This is a genomic window from Streptomyces scopuliridis RB72, from assembly GCF_000718095.1.
Lineage (GTDB): Bacteria > Actinomycetota > Actinomycetes > Streptomycetales > Streptomycetaceae > Streptomyces > Streptomyces scopuliridis.
On sequence record NZ_JOEI01000026.1, the window covers coordinates 30,593 to 50,483 of the forward strand.

Annotated in this window: 19 protein-coding genes and 6 pseudogenes; 11 read left to right on the forward strand and 14 right to left on the reverse strand. The window is 68.5% G+C overall.

Annotated features, from left to right (window positions below; translation table 11 throughout):
• Positions 1–168: 168 nt before the first annotated feature.
• On the reverse strand, positions 169–672 hold the full coding sequence (locus tag IF11_RS39450) for a hypothetical protein (protein WP_051746302.1): 504 nt from the start codon (positions 670–672) through the stop codon (positions 169–171).
• A gap of 373 nt (positions 673–1,045) precedes the next feature.
• Here IF11_RS39450 and IF11_RS41070 point away from each other — a divergent pair, with 373 nt between their 5' ends.
• The 3 genes from IF11_RS41070 to IF11_RS41075 all read left to right on the forward strand — a co-directional run bounded on the left by IF11_RS41070 (position 1,046) and on the right by IF11_RS41075 (position 4,025).
• The gene (locus IF11_RS41070; RefSeq protein ID WP_157848452.1) at positions 1,046–1,462 is read left to right on the forward strand and encodes a hypothetical protein; all 417 of its coding nucleotides are present in this window, start codon (positions 1,046–1,048) and stop codon (positions 1,460–1,462) included.
• A gap of 510 nt (positions 1,463–1,972) precedes the next feature.
• A complete protein-coding gene (locus IF11_RS0127995) occupies positions 1,973–3,703 on the forward strand; it encodes a pyruvate dehydrogenase (protein ID WP_030354531.1) in 1,731 nt (576 codons plus the stop codon).
• Between the two features lie 154 nt (positions 3,704–3,857).
• Entirely contained in the window at positions 3,858–4,025 is a 168-nt protein-coding gene (locus IF11_RS41075) for a hypothetical protein (RefSeq protein ID WP_157848453.1), read from the forward strand.
• A gap of 29 nt (positions 4,026–4,054) precedes the next feature.
• On the opposite strand, the pseudogene IF11_RS41670 reads toward IF11_RS41075, so the two are convergent.
• The 5 genes and pseudogenes from IF11_RS41670 to IF11_RS43300 form a co-directional block, all read right to left on the reverse strand.
• Positions 4,055–4,244 (reverse strand): annotated as a pseudogene (locus tag IF11_RS41670) (IS5/IS1182 family transposase); the annotation flags it as partial.
• Between the two features lies 1 nt (position 4,245).
• Positions 4,246–4,569, reverse strand: coding sequence for an IS110 family transposase (locus IF11_RS0128005; RefSeq protein ID WP_030354532.1), 324 nt, complete (start codon positions 4,567–4,569; stop codon positions 4,246–4,248).
• A complete protein-coding gene (locus IF11_RS39455; protein WP_280521090.1) occupies positions 4,512–5,741 on the reverse strand; it encodes a DNA methyltransferase in 1,230 nt (409 codons plus the stop codon). The genes IF11_RS0128005 and IF11_RS39455 overlap by 58 nt, the downstream gene beginning before the upstream one ends.
• Positions 5,742–5,978: a hypothetical protein gene (locus IF11_RS0128015; protein ID WP_030354533.1), complete on the reverse strand. Its 237-nt coding sequence runs from the start codon at positions 5,976–5,978 to the stop codon at positions 5,742–5,744.
• A gap of 4 nt (positions 5,979–5,982) precedes the next feature.
• Positions 5,983–6,108, reverse strand: coding sequence for a hypothetical protein (locus IF11_RS43300; RefSeq protein ID WP_425315201.1), 126 nt, complete (start codon positions 6,106–6,108; stop codon positions 5,983–5,985).
• 113 nt (positions 6,109–6,221) lie between these two features.
• On the opposite strand from IF11_RS43300, the gene IF11_RS0128025 reads away from it, so the two are divergent.
• Positions 6,222–7,172: an NmrA/HSCARG family protein gene (locus tag IF11_RS0128025; protein ID WP_030354534.1), complete on the forward strand. Its 951-nt coding sequence runs from the start codon at positions 6,222–6,224 to the stop codon at positions 7,170–7,172.
• Between the two features lie 242 nt (positions 7,173–7,414).
• A complete protein-coding gene (locus IF11_RS0128030) occupies positions 7,415–7,882 on the forward strand; it encodes a MarR family winged helix-turn-helix transcriptional regulator (protein WP_030354535.1) in 468 nt (155 codons plus the stop codon).
• 24 nt (positions 7,883–7,906) lie between these two features.
• Here the strand turns inward: IF11_RS0128030 and IF11_RS42775 are convergent, their stop codons facing one another.
• Together IF11_RS42775 and IF11_RS0128040 are read right to left on the reverse strand one after the other, a co-directional pair.
• The gene (locus IF11_RS42775; protein WP_078490968.1) at positions 7,907–8,224 is read right to left on the reverse strand and encodes a DoxX family protein; all 318 of its coding nucleotides are present in this window, start codon (positions 8,222–8,224) and stop codon (positions 7,907–7,909) included.
• A 147-nt stretch (positions 8,225–8,371) separates the two neighbouring features.
• Positions 8,372–8,860: a carboxymuconolactone decarboxylase family protein gene (locus IF11_RS0128040; protein ID WP_030354537.1), complete on the reverse strand. Its 489-nt coding sequence runs from the start codon at positions 8,858–8,860 to the stop codon at positions 8,372–8,374.
• A gap of 122 nt (positions 8,861–8,982) precedes the next feature.
• On the opposite strand from IF11_RS0128040, the gene IF11_RS0128045 reads away from it, so the two are divergent.
• The 4 genes and pseudogenes from IF11_RS0128045 (at position 8,983) to IF11_RS37075 (ending at position 12,853) form a co-directional block, all read left to right on the forward strand.
• Entirely contained in the window at positions 8,983–9,972 is a 990-nt protein-coding gene (locus tag IF11_RS0128045) for a pirin family protein (RefSeq protein WP_030354538.1), read from the forward strand.
• A gap of 22 nt (positions 9,973–9,994) precedes the next feature.
• Positions 9,995–10,333, forward strand: a complete 339-nt coding sequence (locus tag IF11_RS0128050) for a GNAT family N-acetyltransferase (protein ID WP_030354539.1) — start codon at positions 9,995–9,997, stop codon at positions 10,331–10,333.
• 182 nt (positions 10,334–10,515) lie between these two features.
• A pseudogene (locus tag IF11_RS37070) lies at positions 10,516–11,240 on the forward strand (RNA-guided endonuclease InsQ/TnpB family protein); the annotation flags it as partial.
• A gap of 436 nt (positions 11,241–11,676) precedes the next feature.
• Positions 11,677–12,853 (forward strand): annotated as a pseudogene (locus IF11_RS37075) (IS110 family RNA-guided transposase).
• On the opposite strand, the pseudogene IF11_RS42400 reads toward IF11_RS37075, so the two are convergent.
• A pseudogene (locus tag IF11_RS42400) lies at positions 12,850–13,475 on the reverse strand (IS5 family transposase); the annotation flags it as partial. The pseudogenes IF11_RS37075 and IF11_RS42400 overlap by 4 nt on opposite strands.
• 77 nt (positions 13,476–13,552) lie before the next feature.
• The gene (locus IF11_RS0128075; RefSeq protein WP_030354542.1) at positions 13,553–14,182 is read right to left on the reverse strand and encodes a TetR/AcrR family transcriptional regulator; all 630 of its coding nucleotides are present in this window, start codon (positions 14,180–14,182) and stop codon (positions 13,553–13,555) included.
• A gap of 70 nt (positions 14,183–14,252) precedes the next feature.
• Between IF11_RS0128075 and IF11_RS0128080 the strand changes: the two genes are divergently transcribed.
• Positions 14,253–15,125 carry a ketopantoate reductase family protein gene (locus IF11_RS0128080; RefSeq protein WP_030354543.1) on the forward strand — a complete coding sequence of 291 codons (873 nt, stop codon included), beginning with the start codon at positions 14,253–14,255 and terminating at the stop codon, positions 15,123–15,125.
• A 235-nt stretch (positions 15,126–15,360) separates the two neighbouring features.
• Here IF11_RS0128080 and IF11_RS0128085 read toward each other — a convergent pair.
• The 3 genes and pseudogenes from IF11_RS0128085 to IF11_RS0128090 all read right to left on the reverse strand — a co-directional run.
• A pseudogene (locus tag IF11_RS0128085) lies at positions 15,361–16,257 on the reverse strand (aldo/keto reductase); the annotation flags it as partial.
• Positions 16,254–16,395, reverse strand: a pseudogene (locus IF11_RS41675) (IS5/IS1182 family transposase); the annotation flags it as partial. The pseudogenes IF11_RS0128085 and IF11_RS41675, both read right to left, overlap by 4 nt.
• Positions 16,396–16,478: 83 nt before the next feature.
• Positions 16,479–17,408: an SDR family NAD(P)-dependent oxidoreductase gene (locus IF11_RS0128090; protein ID WP_037728769.1), complete on the reverse strand. Its 930-nt coding sequence runs from the start codon at positions 17,406–17,408 to the stop codon at positions 16,479–16,481.
• A 113-nt stretch (positions 17,409–17,521) separates the two neighbouring features.
• Here IF11_RS0128090 and IF11_RS0128095 point away from each other — a divergent pair, with 113 nt between their 5' ends.
• Entirely contained in the window at positions 17,522–18,217 is a 696-nt protein-coding gene (locus tag IF11_RS0128095) for a TetR/AcrR family transcriptional regulator (protein WP_051746305.1), read from the forward strand.
• 380 nt (positions 18,218–18,597) lie between these two features.
• Here the strand turns inward: IF11_RS0128095 and IF11_RS0128100 are convergent, their stop codons facing one another.
• Positions 18,598–19,794 carry an ROK family protein gene (locus IF11_RS0128100; RefSeq protein ID WP_030354547.1) on the reverse strand — a complete coding sequence of 399 codons (1,197 nt, stop codon included), beginning with the start codon at positions 19,792–19,794 and terminating at the stop codon, positions 18,598–18,600.
• Positions 19,795–19,891 lie beyond the last annotated feature (97 nt).

Genomic DNA, 19,891 nt, shown 5'->3' on the forward strand with positions numbered 1-19,891 from the left:
CGAGTCGTGGAGGCAGCAACACGGGGTGGCGGCCCAGGACGAGGTGGGCGTGCTTGTCGCCGAACTTGAGGTGTTCGGGCGTCAGATGGCAAAGGCGCTCGGTGGACGGACCGAACAGCAGGGTGATCGCGCCGGCAGCCCGGACGTCCGTAGGCAGGACATCGTCAGTCAGACATCGCTGGAGGAGTGGCCATCGGTCGTCCTCATCGAGCAGGTTCTGGGGCTCTGCCTCGGGATAGAGGGGACGGTGAGCTCGCCGGTGAGCCGACGGCTCGTGGTCCACTTCAGGAAGTATCGGATCAGGTAGCGACGTTGGCTGGTGGCTCCGGTGATCCAGTCGTCGATGTGCTCCTGGGCGAGGTCGGCAAGAGCCAAGCCGCGTTGGTCCATCCAGGCCAGGGAGTCCAGGGCGACGCTGACGCGGCGCCGCAGGTCGCGGTCGGCGGAGGCGGGATGGTGGCGGGTGGCGGCCCGCTGGCGTGCTCGCCGAAGCAAGAACCAGTGCAGGAACGGGCGGGCGAGGTTGACGTGCGCGTCCGGCTTGTCCGCGAGTTCGTGCTCCAGCCAGCCGGGGATGCGTTCGAGGTCCTCGTTCCGCTCGTCCAAAATGCCGGTGTGGTCGAGGAGTTGCCGGACGTAGCGCTGGTTCCGGCTGGGCGGCAGCTCGTCCAACAGCTCGTGTGTGAGTGTGTGGCCTTCGGTAACGAGTCGGGCAAGGAGCTTGGTATTCGGGCTCGCCTTGATCCACTGAATCGCGGGGAACGGTGAGGGAGCCGCTGCCAGCGCGGCCGCGAGCGGCTTCAGTTGCGGGGTGACCGTGCCGTCGGCCCCGGCCAGCAGGGCATTGACCCGTTCAGCGAGTACGCAGTGAGCGCATCGGCCGCGGCTCTGAGGTTTTCCGGCCCGGCCGCACTGCTTGCAGGTGTAGTCGGCGGCGAAGCCGACGCATGGGCCGCAGACCTCGGCGCCGTGGTCGTCTCGTGCGATGAGCGGCCGGCCGCTTCCGCCACTCCAACCTCCGTTGCGTTAGACGCATCATTGTGGGGTGACGTCGGTGAAGCGCAAGAGTCACTGGCAGATCGCCTGCGCCGTGCGAGAGGATGGCGGAGCAGAGGCCCATCACCTGCTGATTCGCGCGTATTTGAACCCTGCGGAGTGCTGCATCAGATGCAACTCCGCCCCGTTCTCCTCGGCAGCGCATGCCGGACAGGTAGGCACAGCAGATCAGTGCGGCGGTGGACAGGCGCAGTACCAGCGTGTCCACGTCGTCGAAGCCGATCGACTGCCGCCACGGGCGGTTGCCGGTCCGGGCGGCGAGCGGCACGTCGAGGACCGGGCCGGGACCGAAGTCCTGCGGGGCGAGCTCGTCGAGCAGGATGCTGCGGGCGCGCGCTGGCCGGTGCTGACGCCGTGGGTGGCGGCCAGGAAGGTAATGGCCATCGGCGGCAGCGCGGCGCCGTAGCGAGCGATGACAGCGGTGGCGGCCGGGGTGCCGCTGGCGGGCAGCTTCCTCCCGACCGCGAGCAGGCCGCGCAGGTAGGCCAAGGCGGCCTCGGTGCCGCCGGGTGCGGCTGTCTTTCCCGCAGGGGTAGGGCGCGGCATCCGGCCCGCAGGGTCAGGGCGCGGCATCCGGACGGCCCCGTGCCGAATCTATCCGGCTGCTCACCGCGCTCAACGACGGGGACCGTCCCATGACCGCGCCGCACCGTAGCCGCAGGTCTCCAGGTCGGGCTCGGCCTCCAGGATGTCGGCCGGGCGGGCGGCGCCAGGGCGCGCATGGTCTGGCGCCGCTCCCGCAGGGCGCCGACCAGATTGGTGGTGAGCTGTCCGATTGCGCCGCCGACGGCGCGTCTAAGCCGTCCCCAGTGGCGAGCCTTCGACGCCCATACTTCTAAAGTGGATGCATCAACTATATTGAGGCTGTCGAGAGTCATATGGGACAAGTGTGCAGCCCGAGGGGAGAAGTCCGGCGATGCGGAATCTGACCGTGGCCCAGCAGATGGTGGACGTTCTGCGCCAGGCGGGCGTGCAGCGGATCTACGGTGTGGTGGGTGACAGCCTGAACTCGGTGGTCGACGCGGTGCGCCGTACCGACGGCATCGAGTGGGTGCATGTACGAAACGAGGAGGCCGCCGCCTTCGCTGCGGCAGCAGAGGCACAGCTGACCGGCAGGCTCGCGGTGTGTGCCGGAAGCTGTGGCCCCGGAAACACACATCTGATTCAGGGACTGTACGACGCGCACCGCTCCGGCGCGCCCGTGCTGGCACTCGCCTCGCACATCCCGTCCCACCAGATCGGTACCGGATTCTTCCAAGAGACGCACCCGGAACGGCTGTTCACCGAGTGCAGCGACTACTGCGAGATGATCAGCACCCCCGAGCAGATGCCCCGGGTTCTGCGGATCGCCATGCAGCGGGCGCTTGGCAACAGCGCGGTGTCAGTCCTGGTGATACCGGGCGATGTCGCGCACGACGAGGCGACTCACCCGACGGAAAGCAGCGACCTGGTCACTGAGTACGGCCGCGTCGTCGCGCCGGACATACAGGTTCGGGCGCTGGCCGAGAAGCTGAACGCGGCACGGAAGGTGATGCTGTTCTGCGGTGCGGGAGTGCGGGACGCGCACGCCGAGGTCATGGCGCTCGCCGAGAAGGCTACCGCCCCCATCGGGCACACCCTGCGGGGCAAGGAGTGGATCCAGTTCGACAACCCGTACGACGTGGGCATGAGCGGTCTGCTGGGCTACGGCGCCTGCTTCGACGCGATGCACGAGGCCGACCTGGTCGTCTTGCTCGGCACCGATTTCCCGTACAACGACTTCCTGCCGCAGGCACGGACCGTGCAGATCGACCACGATGCGGGCCGCCTCGGCCGTCGCACTGTGCTAGAACTCGGGGTCCACGGCGACGTCCGGGAGACGCTGCGGGCTGTGCTGCCGTTGGTCAAGGCGAAGCGGGACCGTACCTATCTGGACCGGATGCTGCACAAGCATGCCAAGTCGCTGGAGAAGGTGGTCTCCGCCTACACCCACGACGTTGAGCGGCACACCCCGATCCACCCTGAGTACGCTGCCTCGGTTCTGGACGAACTCGCTGCCGACGACGCAGTGTTCACCGTGGACACCGGCATGTCCAACGTTTGGGCGGCGCGTTATCTGACCCCCAATGGACGGCGCCGGGTGATCGGTTCGTTCCTGCACGCCAACGCGCTGCCGCACGCCATCGGCGCGCAGTTCGCTTACGCCGGCCGCCAGGTGATCTCGATGTCGGGTGACGGCGGACTGGGCATGCTCATGGGCGAGTTGCTCACAGTGAAGCTGCACGATCTGCCGGTGAAGACGATCGTTTTCAACAACTCCTCCCTGGGCATGGTGAAGTTGGAGATGCTCGTCGAGGGGCTGCCGGAGCATGAGACCGACCACGAGCCGGTGGACTACGCGGCGATCGCCCGCAGCGCGGGCATCGAGTCGATCCGCATCGAGCACCCCGGGGATGTTGTCGAGGGACTCAAGCGGGCCCTCACCCACGACGGACCGTTCCTGGTCGACCTGGTGACCGATCCCAACGCGCTGTCGATCCCGCCGCACATCTCGGCCGCCCAGGTCAAGGGATTCGCCTTTGCTGCGGGCCGGACAGTGCTCGACGGCGGCGTCGGCAAGATGCTCGACCTGGCCCGCGCCAACCTGCGAAACATCCCTCGCCCCTGAGATTGACGGCCCGACGCCTGCACGCCACCGATCACCCCTGCGCGGGGTCTACGGAAGGGAATCACCATCCATGAGCGAGGAAACGCCGACTCCTGACCTCCGTCACGGTCCGATCCGGAGAATCGTTGATCTTCTGAGCGCACATCATGAACGGGTGAAGCAGCAGCACCAGGAGGCGGACATAGCCGATGCGATCGCCGCCGCCGCTTTCGACCTGGGGGCCGACATCGGACGCCCAGCCGCTCTTCCGCACGAGCGCGTCGGCTTCGACGCTGAAAGTGATCTCGGGATCGTCAAGCAGCCACCGGAGTGGCGCGGATAGGAAAGCGGCGCCGTGGACCGGACGAGCAAATGAGGGTCGTGTCTCGTTTGGTGGCCATCGACCATCGGCTTCAGCCCTTCGCTGTCGTGGGTGTTGCCGGCGGAGACACCGACGAGGAGGGGCAGGCCGTTCGCGTCCGACATGACGTACATCTTGGAACCCGGCTTGCCCCCTTGGGTTCTAGCGGTCGACGGGGCTCGGACCTGTGTGTTCGCCCCCGTTACCTTCTTCGTGGCCTCGTAAGGAGGCTCCCGGCCTTCGGTCCCGGCATGGCCCGGTTGACCGCCAGGCCGGGCACGTGCACGCAGCGAAAGCCCGCGGCCAGCAGCATGGCGGTCAGCAGTCCCGCGATGCCGCCCATCAGGTCCACTCCGACGGTCAGACCGTCGTGGTCGGCCTGGATGGTGAGTAGTTCGCCGATGGCCTGCTCGATCGATTCCGGGTCGTTGTCGCCCCGGCGGCTGACCAGCGGCCCGCCCCGGTCGTCTATGGCGGCCAGCCAGTGGAAGTCCTTGCCGATATCGGATCCCGCGGTCGCGGCCATGACGCTCCCCTCGCCGTGCAACGTTCGGCGCGACCCCTTACGCCTGTCCTCGCCCTACTGAGCCATGGTCCGCAGAGCCCAATCAGCAGTCCGGAAGAAGTGGCGGGGCAGGGGGAACAGCCTCTCCAGCCATCGACGGCAGCCAGCATGAAAACCATCCCTGCCCCGCTCGCGCGGCCCCATCGTCGCAAACGACCGGGCCATGCCAAAGAAGGTAGGGCGGCATGAAGCCCTCGAACACCGCGGCCGCCATCGCGGCCCGCCGCGCGCAGACCAAAGCGAAACTGGACCGCGTGGCAACAGCCATCGGCCGGCTCCGCCGCGACCGCGGCCGTGTGACTGTCCTCGCCATCGTTCAACGCGCCGACGTTTCCGCCACGTTCCTGCACGAGAACGCAGGCGCGTGGGCACGTGTCCAGAACGCGGTCACCGACAGTCGCACCCGCCGTGATGCCGCCGGCCGGGCCGAACGCGACCATCTGGCTGCGCCAGGCGGCGAGTTGGGTGTACGCGGGTGAGGTGTCCGCGCTGATGCCGACGCGTCCGAGGGCCTTGGCCGCTGCCGCAGTGGTGCCGGTGCCGCCGAAGGGGTCCAGGACGATCCCGAGCGGCGGGGCGTAGCCGAGGATGAGGCGGCGGGGCGGGGCCTCGGGCATGGCTGCGAAGTGCCGGGCGTCCTCCAGTTCGACCGGCACCTTGAGCGGGGTGGTGGGCACGGTCCACACGCTGGGCAGGCGGGCGTGCTCGGGGTCGTGCCAGTACTGCGGATCGCGGGTGAAGTGGAAGACGGTCTCGTGGGCGCGCACGACGTGGTCGGCGACGGACCCGGGCATGGGGTTGGGCTTGTGCCAGATCATCTCGGCGCGGTGGATGAGTCCGAGGCGGTCGACGCAGCCGATCGCGTACCTCCAGGGCATCCCGAACAGTGACTTGTCCGGCACGCTCGTGGTGGCCTTGTGCCGCTTGGGGGCGTACTGGGTGCGGCCGCGCTTGCGGTCGTGCTCGGAGCGCACCCCGCGGGCGCCGCCCTGGACGGCGCCGCCGGGTGCCCCGTGGTACTCGTCGCCGAGCAGCACGAACATCGACCCGGACGGCTTGAGGACGCGGGCCCATTCCGCGGTGCACGCCCACATCGCCTCCAGGTACTCCTCCGGCGAGGCCTCGCAGCCGATCTACCCCGCGAGGTCCTCGCCGTCGCCGCCGTAGGAGCGCTGGGCGAAGTACGGCGGTGAGGTGACGATCAGGTCCACCGACGCGCACCCACCGAGGCCCGCCAGGTACTCAAGCGCCGCCTGTCCAACGTCATCTACCTGATCATGAAATGCGGCCAGTCGCGTCTGCTGATCGCGGCAGCCCGACCGGTGCCAGGCACCACGGCGGACGGCCCGCTGCCTGCGCGCCGGTGCCACGGAGTCACCTCTTGTCCTCCTGGGCGGCCTTCTGGCGGTCATGGCGGCCCTGGACGCCGCCCGCGCGTGCCTCGGGGTGAACTATCCCGCTCTCGCCGAGCTGGGCGTGTGGCCGGTCGCGTTGCGCCACTCAGGTGACTTTCGCAGCGAGCACGGCTCAATCTTGTGCCACAGGTTGATTCGTCAACCGGAATGCGCTTCAGTTGATCCATCAACAATATCTCCTTGGGTAGGGGTAATGGCATGAGTGAGAAGAAGGTCATCGCGGTCGCCGGAGCCACCGGTGCACAGGGAGGCGGCCCCGCGCGGGCGATCCTGGGCGATCCGGACTCGGGGTTCACGGTGCGTGCGCTGACCCGGAACCCCGACTCACCCGCGGCCAAGGAACTCGCGGAGCTCGGTGCGGAGGTCGTACGGACGGACTTCCATGACGAACCGACCGTGCACAAGGCGTTCGAGGGTGCCTACGGCGCCTTCCTCGTCACCAACTTCTGGGCGCACGGTTCGGCGGCCAAGGAGACGGAGGAGATCGAGGTTCTGGTGCGGGCCGCGAAGAATGCCGGACTGCGGCACGTGGTGTGGTCGACGCTGGAGGACACCCGCGAACTGCTGCCGCTGGAGGACGAGCGGATGCCCGTCCTGCAGGAGAAGTACAACGTCCCGCACTTCGACGCCAAGGGCGAGGGCAACGAGCTCTTCCGGCAGGCCGGGTTGCCGACCACCTTCCTGAATACCACCTTCTTCTTCCAGGGCTTCCTGTCGATGATGGGTCCCAAGCGTGCCGAGGACGGCGTACTGACGCTGACCCTGCCGCTTGAGGACGGCAAGCTGCTGGCCGGCGTGGACGTGAACGACATCGGCCGCATGGCGCTCGCCATCCTCAAGGGCAGCGAGCAGTTCATTGGCCAGACCGTCGGCCTCGCCGGCGACCACCTGACCGGCGCCCAGTACGCGCAGAAGCTGGGCGCCGCGATCGGCGAGCCGGTGCGTTTCCAGTCGGTGCCCTACGACGTCTTCCGCTCCCTGGGCGTACCGGCGGGCGACGAGATCGCCAACATGTTCCAGTATTACGGCGACTTCGACCAGGAGTTCACCGGCGCTCGCGACCTGGACCTCCTGCGGGAGATCAACCCGGCACTCAAGAGCTTCGACGACTGGCTCGCCGAGAACGCCGCGAACATCCAGGTGGGCTGACCCGCTACCGCCGGCAGGCCATGCCCCGAGGGTGCCGCTTTTCCGGCGGACACCCTCGGAATGCCGAATGAGGGGAAAGCGTCTTCAGAGGCACGACGGCGTGCCGCTGAAGGGGCAAAGTGGCACCGGGAGCTCCCCCCTCGGCGGGGCCCCTTCGGCTAGGGCGGCATCGCTGGTCGGTCGACTGAGCCAACCGTTGTGGGCCGAGGGCCGGACCGTCAACGAGTGGCCGCGGCCTCTTCATGGAACAGGCGGTGCGTAGGTTGACGGCGGAGGAGCAGCAGGCGTGGCGGAGCTTCGTCCGCATGCATGAGAGGCTCATGGGCCGGTTGTCTCGCTTGCTGCAGACGGAGTCCAACGTGTCGCCCCCGGACTTCGCCGTACTGGTCGAGCTGACGGACGTACCGGACGGGCGGCGGCGATTTCTGGACATTGCCAGGGCGTTGGAGTGGGAGAAGAGCCGGATGTCCCATCACATCGCCCGGATGGTGAAGCGTGGTCTGGTGGTGCGGGACGAGTGTCCCGAGGACGGCCGCGGCACGTTCGTGGTTATCACAGACGAGGGGCGAGCGGTGATCGAAGCTGCCGCCCCGCGCTATGTGGAGGCGGTGCGTGAGCTCTTCCTTGACAACGTCACGCCGTCGGAGCTGCGGTTGCTGGCTCGGATCTCCGAGCGCGTAGTGGAGAAGCTGGACGAGGAACCATCCTGAACAGAACCGGCTGCCCGGCGTGTGTCATGTGGCCGGCGTGAGCGTCGCCGCAGTGGCCGCTGAGAGCGGGACGGGATGAGAATGAAGGGGGCTATGGCGTTCCCCCCGGGTCTCGGGGCTGGCGTAGACGTCGGCGTAGACGTGATAGCCCACGGCGCCGATCACGGTGAGAGCGAAGCCGGTGGCCGCCGCGATACCGAGCGGCTGCCAGAAGAGGCCCACGATCAGGCCCGCCGCCGCCGCGACCTCGGCAGTCCGATGAAACGGACCGTGCCCGCACCCAACCCCATGTGCGACCGCAGCCCCGCGGTGACACCGCCTTGAGCAAAGCCTTGGGTGCACCCGTGTTCAGCGTGACAAATGCGAGAAGCACGCTGAACACGGCGGCGGTGACGTACATCGATCTCATGACGATTTGCGCGACTCGTCAACCAAGTCTCCGCCGCACTGGCTATGCCGAAGGCCGGCGGTGTGGCGGGCCAACCGCCTCTACTTGTCGTGAAGCGGCGGTACCGGGTGCTTGCTCATGATCGACACGCGATTGAACGCGTTGATGGTGACCGCCACCCAGATCGCAGCTGAGATCTGGTCTTCGGAGAGAACCTGTCGGGCGGCCTCGTAGGCGGATGTCTGGGTCGCGGCGTTCACCGGATCGGTTGTGGTCTCGGCCAGCGCCAGGGCGGCGCGCTCCGAGGGGGTGAACAGGCCGGTGTCCCGCCATGCGCTCAGGGTTCCGAGTCTTTGCGGTGATTCACCGGCGCGCAGGGCCGCTCTAGTGTGCGCGTCGAGGCAGTAGGCGCAGCCGTTGAGTTGCGATACGCGGAGGTTGATCAGTTCCACGGTGGTGCGGTCGAGCCCGGCCTCGGAGGCTGTTGCTCGGACCGCCTCCGAGACCTGCAGCAGGGCATGGAAGGCCTTGGGGCTCTGTTTGTCGATGAAGATCCTGCGGGGTGGGGAGCTGTGGGTGTGGTTGCTCATGTCGGGGCCTCCTTCGGGCCACGCTCGAAGTGGCCTGTGTTCGTACGGGTGCTGTGGCCATCGGCCTGCCTCCGTGGCATCATAGTTGACGCGACAACCAGATCGGGTAGGAGGTGCTCTCGGTGAGCAACGCGGAAACCGATGCCGCGGCTCTGCGCTGCGGTGCGCTCGTCGAAGGCGACCGGCCAACCGGAGCCCGCCGGGTCGATGTCCTGTCGGCGCGTGAGGTCCCCCTCGGCGGTCCACGTGCGATGCGCGTGCGGCGGACGCTGCCCCAGCGGGAGCGCACACTCATCGGCGCCTGGTGCTTCGCCGATCACTACGGCCCGCACCAGGTCGCCGCGTCGGGTGGCATGGACCTGCCCCCGCATCCACACACCGGACTGCAGACGGTGAGCTGTCTGTTCAGCGGAGAGGTCGAGCATCGCGACACCCTCGGCACCCACGCCCTGGTCCGGCCCGGCGAGATGAACCTCATGACCGGCGGATATGGCATCGCCCACTCGGAGGTCTCCACCCCGAGCACCACCGTCATCCACGGCGTCCAGTTGTGGGTCGCCCTGCCCGAGGAACACCGCAACACCGCCCGCGACTTCCAGCACTACGTGCCCGAACTCGCGCAGGTCGACGGGGCCGAAATCAGGGTCTTTCTGGGCTCGCTCGTCGGCCGGACCTCCCCGGTCCGGGCCTTCACGCCGCTGCTCGGCGCCGAGATCGTCATCGAACCGCACGTGACGCTTACTCTCGCCGTGGACGCGGCTTTCGAGCACGGCCTCCTCGTGGACAGCGGGGACATCCGCCTGATCGACACTGTGCTGCGGCCTGCCGAACTCGGCTACGTCCCTCGCGGCGCGGACACCCTGACGATCGTGAACGAGACCGACGCCCCGGCGCGGACCATCCTCCTCGGAGGACCTCCCTTCGGGGAGGAGATCGTCATGTGGTGGAACTTCATCGGTCGCAGCCACGAGGACATTGTGAAAGCCCGCGAGGACTGGGAAGCCTCCTCCGATCGCTTCGGCGTCATCGAGGACTTTCCCGGCGGCCGCCTTCCCGCACCGGCCCTGCCGAACGCCGTCATCACACCGCGCCGGAACCCACCGACCCGCTGACCTCCCTTACGAAAGGCACACCATGAGCGAGTCCTCCACCACCACGGTCGTCGAGCGTGTGGACGCCGATCGCCGGTACGAGATCCTGGTCGACGGCCAACGCGCCGGGCTGACCGCCTACCGTGACCGGGGCGTGCAGCGTGTCTTCTTCCACACGGAGATCGACGAGGCCTTCGCAGGCCAGGGGCTGGGCCCACAGCTGGTCCAGCAGGCACTCGTCGACGTGCGCGCATCCGGAATGCGGATCGTCCCGGTCTGCCCCTTCGTCGCCAAGTTCCTCAAGCGGCACGACGAGTTCGCGGACATCACAGACCCGGTCGTACCCGACGTCCTGCGGTGGCTGGAGGCGCAGCTTGGCTGAGTAGTCCACTCTGACTCCTCCCTCTCCTGACGGAGGGGATTCCTGGCTCACTTTGCCTGGCTACTGGCAGGTGGCAGGGCTTACCGGGTTCCTTGCAGAAGGCCCCGGCGTTCGCGCCGGGGATGAATGCGTCTCAAGGCTGCTCTGACGTGCACCTCAGAGTGGACGTCGCTGCTGCTCGATTCTGCCTCCAGGACGACGGCACCGTGTACGTGGCCAAGGTCGGCAACCTCAACGTCAAGTGGTCGCGCCGGCTTCCGGCAGCCCCGACTTCTGTAACCGTCACCATGGACAGCTCGGCCGGTACTTCCTCAGCTTTGTCGTTGACACCGAGCCGGATGTCCTCCCCGAGGCGGAGACCGAAGCCGGTATCGACCTCGGCCTGTCCGCCTTCGCCGTCCTGTCCGACGGCCGGAAGATCAATGGCCCGCGCTTCCTGCGCCGGGCTGAGAAGAAGCTCAAGCGCCTTCAGCGGGAGCTGTCCTGCAAGGCCAAGGGATCGAAGAACCGGGCCAAGGCCCGCATCAAGGTCGCACGCCAGCACGCCAAGGTGGCAAACCGGCGTCGGGACTGGCACCACAAGACATCCACACAGATCATCCGCGACAACCAAGCGGTGTACGTGGAAGACCTCGCGGTGTCCGGTTTCGGACGCACCCGTCTGGCCAAGTCCGTGCACGACGCGGGATGGTCCGCGTCCGTCGGCATGCTGGAGTACAAGGCGGCTCTGCACGGTCGTACCTTCGCCACGGTCGACCGTGCTTTGCCGTCCTCTCAGGTCTGCTCGGCCTGCGGATTCAGGGACGGTCCCAAACCCCTGCATGTCCGTGAGTGGACGTGCGGTGCCTGCGGGACGGTGCACGACCGCGACCACAACGCAGCCCGAGTAGCGGCTCCGTCCGGGCGGTGAGCTCGGTCGGACTGTTCGACTGGAAGTCCGTGACGCCTAGTTGCTTCCTGGCCCTTTGATGCCTTCCGAAAGAACGGCGGGCGGACCCTCGCATCGGGTGGTGGCGGCCGCGCCAGCGCCGGGCGGATGCCTTGGTTCCGGCCATGCAGGCCTCCCGAAAGACCGGCAGCGGCCGGCGTCGCCGCAGCCGCCACCACCCCAGACCGCACTGGTTCGTTGGTGTTCGTGGTGCGAGCCCGCCGCACGGTGACCTCTTATGAGTCACGAGCCACTGAGCTCTGGTGCTGACCGAGGCCCGTGGGGTGCGCTGGTGCCGCGAACGGCTTGTGAGATGTCGGACCGACCCCATGGTTCGAGTCCTTGAATCAGGTCGCCGCGTGGCCCGCATGCGCTCGCAACCAGCGCGAACAGAACGAAGAAGGGGAGGGACGAGTTGATCTACTGCGGGATCGACTGGGCCGAGACGCATCACGACATCGCTCTGATCCACGACACCGGCAAGCTCCTGGCCAAACGTCGCATCATGGACGACGCGGCTGGCTATCAGCTGTTGCTGGACCTGCTCGCCGAGTGCGGCGACACCGAGGACGCCCCGATCCCGGTCGCCATCGAGACCAGCCGCGGCCTGCTTGTCGCGGCCTTGCGGCAGGGCAAACGCAAGGTGTTCGCCGTCAATCCGATGGCCGCCGCCCGCTACCGCGACTGGCATGGCGTCTCGCGCAAGAAGTCCGACCCCGGCGACGCCCTGGTCCTGGCCAACATCCCGCGCACCGACATGGCCATGCACCGGCCACTGCCCTACGACAGCGACCTTGCCCGCGCCATCGCCGTCCTCGCCCGCGCACAACAGGACGCCACCTGGAACCGCCAGCAGATCGCCAACCAGCTGCGCTCCCTGCTGCGCGAGTACTACCCCGCCGCCCTGAAAGCCTTCGCCAACTGGCAAAACGGCTTGTGGTGCCCCGAGGCCCGCGTTCTGCTGGCAGTCGCTCCCGCACCGACGAGGGCGGCGAGTCTGTCCCTGGCCCAGCTCCGCGCCGCCCTCAAGCGAGCGGGACGCCTCCGCGGGATTGAAGCCGAGGCCCAGCGTCTGCGGGAGGTTTTCCGCACCGAGTACGGTCACCAGCCACCGCTGGTCGAAGACGCCTGGGGGCAGCAGGTACTCGCCCTGCTGAGGCAGCTGGACGCCGCCTGCACTGCCACCGACGAACTCGCCGAGGCGGTGCAGGCGGTCTCTTCGACAGCACCCGGACGCTGAGGTCATCCTGAGCTTTCCCGGCCTCGGACCGCAGACCGGCGCTTGGGTGCTCGCCGAGACCGGAGACGACCGCAACCGCTTCATCGACGCCCGCGCCCTCAAGGCATACGCCGGCTCCGCCCCGATCACCCGCGCCTTCGGCAAGAAGCACCACGTCGGACGCCGCATCATCAAAAACAACCGGCTTCACAACACCGGCTGCCTCTGGGCCTTCGCCCCGTTGACGGCCTCGCCCGGCTCGAACGCCCACTACCGCCATCGGCGCGAAGTCGGAGACTGGCATGCCCAGGCCCAACGGCACCTGTTCAACCGCATGCTCGGACAGCTCTTCCACTGCCTTAAGAACTCCTAATAAAGTGACGGGTTCTTCAGCCGTCGCCAGCAGATGATGCCGCTGGCCAGGCTGAGGAAGGCTTCGTGGATGTCGTCGCGGATCTCCCAGCGGATGCGTAGCCGGCGGAACCAGTGCAGCGGCGCGAAGCTCTGCTCAACCATCCATCGGTGCACGGCCAGCCCCGATTCGTGTTGGGTGCTGGGCCGTGCGATGACCGGGGTGATTCCGGCGGCCCGGACCTGCTTGCGGTACTTGTCGTGGTCGTATCCGCGGTCGGCGTAAATGGTGTCCGGCCGTCGGCGGGGCCGTCCGCGTCGGCCCCGCACTGGCGGGACGGCCTCGATCAAGGGCATGAGCTGGGTGAGGTCATTGCGGTTTCCGCCGGTCAGTGACACCGCCGGCGGAATGCCGTGCGCTTCGGTGATCAGATGGTGCTTCTAGCCTGTTCGAGCACGGCCGACCGGGCTCGGTCCGGTTTCGGGCCGCCCTTCATGGCCCGGACATGGGAGCCGTCGATCAGCGCCTTGGACCAGTCCAGCGCGCCGGCGGCGTGCAGCTCGGCCAGCAGCGACTCGTGCAGACGCTGCCAGACTCCCGCGTCGTTCCAGTCGCGCAGGCGACGCCAGCAGGTCATCCCCGAGCCGAAGCCCAGTTCACTGCCCTCGTCCACAGGGCGAACGCCGCCTGACCCGCGCCGCCGGCGTCTGTCTTGGGTCGTCAGGTCCGGGGCGGTGGCGCACTCATCGCTGCCGTCAGGAACGTGATCGCCCATCGCCGGGCCGCCTCGCCCGCTACTGGGGACACGCAGCCAGGGGAGGGCTGCTGGTGGACCTCAAGGCGGTCGACGGCCGTTACGGCAAGGATCCCCCGCATCCGGAACCACAGCTCCTCCGGGGAAAGGCCGGGCAGTACGCGCGCGAAAGCTGCGAAGTAGCGCTCGCGGACCGAGTCCTCGGCCGGGCCGGTCCAGCTGCGTACCTCCTCGGCCGGGTCGCTGAGGATCGTCACGATCAGCCGGGACGTCCGGGCGCCGCCCTCGTCGCCGGCCGACATCTCGTCGAACAGCGGCCCCGCGAATGCCTCCACCAGTTCGCTGACCGGTGGGTCGGGGGTCCGGGCGAGCAGTTTGTCGAGCCCGGCGCACTGGGCAGCGTTGATGGGCTCGACCACGCGGCGAGCGACTGCGGCCATCAGCTCCGCCTTCGAGCCGAAGTGGTAGCCGACGGCGGCCAGGTTCGCTCCGGCGAGTTTGGTGATCGCGCGGACCGAGGTGCCGCGGTATCCATGCTCGGCGAAGAGGCGCTCGGCCGCGTCGAGGATCTGGGTGCGGGTGTCTGAGGTCGCCACGCAAGGAACTATACATATGATTGAATGAAACGAACGTATGAATCAAACGAACGCGTGAATGAGGACTGACATGAAGCTGCTCGTGTACGGCGCCGGAGTACTCGGCAGCCTGTTCGCTGCCCGCATGTATGAGGCCGGTCACGACGTCTCGCTCCTCGCCCGGGGCGAGCGCCTGACCGCTCTGCGCCGGCACGGCGTGCAGCTCGCCGAGGGAGACAGCCCAGCTGGCAGACGGATATCAGTACCGGTGGTCGAGCACCCGGACGGCGGGTACGACCTGATCACCGTCTTCGTCCGCACCCACCAGGTGGACGCGGTGCTGGAGTCACTCGCCCGTGTCGAAGGCGACGTGCTGTTCCTCCACAACTGGGCGGCCGGCGCGCAACCGCTGGGCGCGGTGATCGGCCACGAGCGGGTGCTGCTCGGCTTCCCCACGGCCGCCGGCACGATGGACGGCGACGTGGTTCGCTACCGCAAGATCAGCTTCATGACCCGCCGGGTTGCGATGCCGATCGGCGAGCCCGACGGGCGCACCACCCCCCGACTGGAACGGATCGTGGAGACGTTTCGCACCGCCGGGATCAACACCAAGGCCGAACCGCACATGGATGCCTGGCTCAAGACGCACGCCGCGTTCGAGGTCCCGCTCGGGCAGGCGGTGCACATGGCGGGCGGCCCGGTAGAGCTGGCCGACGATCCCGACGCACTCCGCGGCATGCTCCACCTCATGCGGCAGAACCTCGCCGCCATGGCGACGCCACCAGTACCTCGCGCGTTCGCCGCGTTGCGGACTCTGCCGCAAGGTCTGCTCGTGACCGTGCTCCGGCGCTTCCTGAGGAGCCCGACGGCCGTGCACAGCGGACTCAACGACCCCTCGCCTGCCACGACGGCCGAACTTGAGCGGCTGACCGAACAGCTCCGTGCCCCTGCGGGAGCCCGCTAGGCGCCCCGATCTCCTGTCTTCGACCCACGGTGCCAAGTAGCCGCCGTCAGGCCCCCCATCCAACTCGGACCGGCATCCAACTCGGTGATCGCAAGTAGCGACAGGAGCGTCGCCGTGGTTGCGATCCTGAACTGGCCGCCGACTTCGCCGAGCCAGAAGACTCAGAGGGCGTGAGGGAAACGGCGCAGGCCAGTGCCGCCCTGAATGTGGAACCCGTCCACCGCGATCAGGTCACTCAGGCTGCGGAGCGTTCGGTGACTGGGCGGCGCCGCAAGGCGGTCTCGGTCAGTGACCGCGGGGGGAGTGAGGCTGCGGGGTTGTACCGGTTAGTCCCGGGCGGCACGATTTCGTCGATCCGGTCGAGGGTCGCATCATCGAGGGTGAGCGCGGCGCCCTTGAGCTGACCCTCCAGCTGCTGCATGGTCCGCGGTCCGATGATCGCCGAGGTGACGGCGGGGTGGGCCACGGTGAAGGCTACGGCGAGCTGTGGGAGGGTGCAGCCGATGCTTGCCGAGAGTTCGATGAGCTGTTCCACGGCGTCGAGCTTGGCGGTATTTTCGGCGATCGCGGGATCGAAGAAAGACGGTCGGAGCGCGGCACGGCCGGTTGCCAGGTCGATCGGCTGGTCCTTGCGGTGCTTGCCGGTCAGGAACCCGAAGGCGAGGGGGCTCCAGACCAGTACCCCCATTCCGTAGCGCTCGCAGACGGGCAGGAGCGAGGCCTCGATCCCGCGGGCCAGAATCGAGTAGGGCGGCTGGTCGGTGCGGAAGCGTCCGAGGCCGCGCCGCTCGGAGACGTGGTGTGCCTCGACGATCTCCTCAGCCTGGTAGTTCGAGCAACCGAAGGCGCGGATCTTTCCCTGGTGCACGAGGTCGCTGAGCACCGAGAGCGTCTCCTCGATGTCAGTGGAGTGGTCGGGGAAGTGGACTTGGTAAAGGTCGATCCAGTCAGTGTTCAGGCGCCTGAGGCTGTCCTCGACCGCCTTGAGGATCCAACGCCGCGAGTTGCCACCGCGGTTGCGGCCCTCGCCCATCTGAAAGTGGACCTTGGTGGCGAGTACGACGTCGTCACGGCGCCCCCGCAGCGCCTTGCCCACGATCTCCTCGGACTCACCCTGTCCGTACATGTCGGCGACCTGGTGGTCGCGGGTGGGGACCAGGGTGCCGTCCACGATCAGCACGGCGTCCTTGCGCAACCGCTTGCGTTGCTGGAGCGCGAGCGCCGGCCCGAGGTGATCGATGATGCGGTCGGCGGCCGACTTGGACACCCCGGTCGTGCAGGGCGTTGCTGAGGAGGTCGATGGCGTTGTGTTGGAGGCGGAGCCTACGGCCGACGGCGGACGTCCCGACACACTCAGCCGACACTGGGAGCCGGGTCCATGCCGGTCAGGGCCACGCTGGCCGTCCACAAGCGGCGCGCCGTGTCGGTGTCGGCGACGTGTTCCCGTACCGGCTCGAACCGCGGTCTGCCGCGCAGGCCGAACACGCGGGGGCCGATCAACTGGCCCCCGCGTACGGCCGGGTCGAGGACGGCTCGGACCGCGGGCCGGGCGCCCGCTTCCTTGCCCTGGACCAGGAGTCCCAGCGGCAGACCGCGCAGTCGCTGGGCCGTGGTGCGCACGTGCAGTGGGGGGCGGGAGGGGGTGAGGGCGTCCAGGGCGCCGCCGGGGTGGGACACCACGCTGATGGTGGTGCTGTGTGACGCCCGCAGCCGGCGGTCGAGTTCGATGCCGAACAGCATCTGCGCCAGCTTCGAGCGCCCATAGGTGCGCTTGGGCCGGTAGTCGCGGGTGCTCTGGAGGTCGTCGAGGTCCATCCGTTCGCTTCCGGCGGCGAAGCTGCCCGTGGTGACGACCCGGGCGGCGGGCGCGGCGTGGAGCAGCGGGGCGAGATGGGCGGTCAGGGCGAAGTGTCCCAGGTGGTTGGTGGCGAACATCAGCTCATGGCCGGCGGCGGTCTCGCGGCGCGGTGGACCGTCCAGCAGGACACCGGCGTTCAGGACCACCGCGTCGAGGGCCTGGACATCGAGCGCGTACACGCTCTTCTCGATCGAGGCGGGATCGGCGAGGTCCAGCGGTATGTGGCGCACGAGCGCGCCCGGTACGCGCGAGCGGATCGAGGCCGTCGCCGCTTCGGCTTTCGAGGTGCTGCGGCCGGCGATGACGACCGTGGCGCCGGTCGTGGCGAGCTGCTCCGCGACGAAGTAGCCGATCCCCGCGTTCCCGCCGGTGACCAGGAAGGTCTTGCCCTCGGCCCGCGGCAGGCGGTGTACGTCCCAGGTCATGGACGGGTCTCCTTCGGATGAGGCGGACGATGCCGCGACGAACGGAACGAACGGTGTTCGTCAACGGCAGACTGCCCTTAACGAACGACGTTCGTCAAGCTAGGATGAGGGCCATGCCCGCCCGCCCCCGGACCAGGTCCGCGAAAACCACACTGAGCCTCGACGCGATCGTGGCCGCCACCCTGGCCCTGGTGGACGAGCTGGGGTGCGAGGCGGTGAGCATGCGGCGGGTCTCCCAGGCCGTACAGACGGGACCCGCCTCGCTGTATGTGTACGTGCCCGACCGGGGCACGCTGATGGCCCTCGCCCACGACCTGGCCGCGGCGGATGTCCGACTGCCCACCGAGGCGGACGGGGACTGGCGCGCCCGGCTCGAACTGCTCGTGGACCGCGCGGTGACCGCGCTCGCCGCCCACAACGACATCGCCACCGTCGGTATGACGGGCGCCCTGCCCGGCCCGCACATCCTGCGTATCACCGAGGAACTGCTGCGGCTGCTGCGGAGCGGCGGGATCAGCGACGCCGCCTGCGCCTGGGCCGCGGATCTGATCGGCCAGTACATCGCCTCGTCCGCCCTGGAGGAGGCGATGTGGTCCCGCGCCCGGCAAAGCCAGGAGCGGCCGGGTGGTTCGCCGGCCGAGGCGGAGGAGGCGTTCGCCGCCCGGCTGGACGCCCTCTACCGGTCACTGCCAGCCGAGCGCTACCCCACGATCCGTGCGCTGACCCCACTGCTGACCGGCGGTGACGGAGTGACGCGCGCCGCGTGGAAGCTCCGCGTGCTCATTGACGGACTGCTCGCCGGAGCGTGACGAGCGCCGCCGCTCCTGAACGCCGCGGGTACCGATCCGGATCCACGTCGGCCCGGCCCCAGTTGGCGCGAGTTCCTGACCACCCCAGCCCGAGGGATCATCGCAGCGGACTTCTTCCACGTGGACACCGTGCGCGGAAAGCGCCTGTACGCCATGGCGTTCCTGGAACATGGCACCCGCCAACTGCACATCACGGGCGTCACCGCCAGCCCAGTCGGGTCTGGGCGACGCAACAGGCCCGAGTGCTCGCCGGCCAACTCGACACGCGCGGCACCGCCATCACCGTGCCTGGCCCGGCCCGCAGACGGTGCGGGCCAGGCTGGACAGCGCGCCGGGCGTTGCCGCACCCACCGGCACTGAGCCTTCGGGGCGGCGTGGGTTCACCCCAGCAGCAGAGACCTGGGCTGGGCGGAGAGGGCCTGGTCGAGGACCAGGGACGCCGCTCCCACCGCGGCCACGTTCTCGCCCAGCGTGGTGGAGACGACCGTTGTCGGATGGGTCGCCCTGACGAACGGGGAGCGTGCGACCATCGGTTCGATGGTCGCGAGAAGACGGTGGTCGAGCACGAGCCACGTCGGTCCGCCGAAGACGATGGCGTCGACGTCCAGGAGCGTCGCCGCCGCACAGACTCCCCGGCCGATGCGGATGGCCAGGCGCTCGATGATGCCGTCCGCCTGTGCGTCCCCCTCGGCGGCGAGCCGCGCCAGCCGCTCCAGACCGCGCTGGGCGTCGGCCGGATCCAGCACCGTGTACTCGGCACCAAGAACACCCAGCGCGATGGCCTCGTCGACGAGCGTCCGCGTTGAGCAGGCCGCGCCGAGTCCGCCGACCTCGCCGGCGTTCCCGGAGACGCCGCGCAGCACGGTGTCGTCCACCACCAGCCCCATCCCGGAGCCGGTGCCGAGGTAGAAGAAGAGAAGGTTGCGGCTCTCGGTAGCCGTCCCGGCCCAGCGCTCCGCGACGACCGAGGCCGTGACGTCCTTGTCGAGGAGTGCCGGGAATCCGGTCGCCTCGCTGAGTCGGTCACGTAGCGGGTAGCGGCCCCAGCCGGGCAACTCCGGAGGATCGATCACCCAGCCGGCGGACGCGTCTATGGGCCCCGGCGCGGCGATGCCCAGGCCCAGCACCCGCGCCTCGTCGATCCCCGACTCCGCCACGAGCGAGCGCACCGAGGCGGCCATGTCCGCGACAGTCCCGTCCGTGTCACCGCCGCTCGGGGTCCGCCGGCTGCGATGGCCGACGACCGTGCCGAGAAGATCCACCAGCACGCAGGTGATCACGGCGGGGTCGAGGTGGACTCCTACGGCGTAGCGAGATGTCGGGACGATTTCGAGGAGGGTGCGGGGTTTCCCACTGCCGGTGTTCTGCTTCCCCGATTCACGGGCCACGCCCTGGTCGAGCAGCCGGCGTGTGATATTCGAAACGGTCTGCGCGGACAGGCCGGTGGCCTGCGCGAGTTCGACCCGGCTCAAGCCCGCCGGGTGCCTGCGAATCGCGTCCAGAATCACGGACTCGTTGAAGTCCCCCATGCGCGGCAGATTGGTGCCGCGCCGGATCGTGCGCTTCTCGGGTCTCATCGCGTTGGTGGTCAACGTGCCTCCCCAAGCCTCGGACGAGCGGCGGCTGTGCCGCGCAGCCGCCGCTCCGAAGGCAACAGATCGATGGAATGGTACG

What these genes read in the sequence shown, in the direction of transcription:
- IF11_RS0128030 (WP_030354535.1), top strand. Translation starts at nt 7,415, where the DNA reads ATGGAACAGGCGGTGCGTAGGTTGACGGCGGAGGAGCAGCAGGCGTGG.
- IF11_RS0128090 (WP_037728769.1), bottom strand. Translation starts at nt 17,408, where the DNA reads ATGACCTGGGACGTACACCGCCTGCCGCGGGCCGAGGGCAAGACCTTC.
- IF11_RS0127995 (WP_030354531.1), top strand. Translation starts at nt 1,973, where the DNA reads ATGCGGAATCTGACCGTGGCCCAGCAGATGGTGGACGTTCTGCGCCAG.
- IF11_RS0128040 (WP_030354537.1), bottom strand. Translation starts at nt 8,860, where the DNA reads ATGAGCAACCACACCCACAGCTCCCCACCCCGCAGGATCTTCATCGAC.
- IF11_RS0128080 (WP_030354543.1), top strand. Translation starts at nt 14,253, where the DNA reads ATGAAGCTGCTCGTGTACGGCGCCGGAGTACTCGGCAGCCTGTTCGCT.
- IF11_RS0128005 (WP_030354532.1), bottom strand. Translation starts at nt 4,569, where the DNA reads ATGGCCGCGACCGCGGGATCCGATATCGGCAAGGACTTCCACTGGCTG.
- IF11_RS0128095 (WP_051746305.1), top strand. Translation starts at nt 17,522, where the DNA reads ATGCCCGCCCGCCCCCGGACCAGGTCCGCGAAAACCACACTGAGCCTC.
- IF11_RS0128100 (WP_030354547.1), bottom strand. Translation starts at nt 19,794, where the DNA reads ATGAGACCCGAGAAGCGCACGATCCGGCGCGGCACCAATCTGCCGCGC.
- IF11_RS0128025 (WP_030354534.1), top strand. Translation starts at nt 6,222, where the DNA reads ATGAGTGAGAAGAAGGTCATCGCGGTCGCCGGAGCCACCGGTGCACAG.
- IF11_RS0128050 (WP_030354539.1), top strand. Translation starts at nt 9,995, where the DNA reads ATGAGCGAGTCCTCCACCACCACGGTCGTCGAGCGTGTGGACGCCGAT.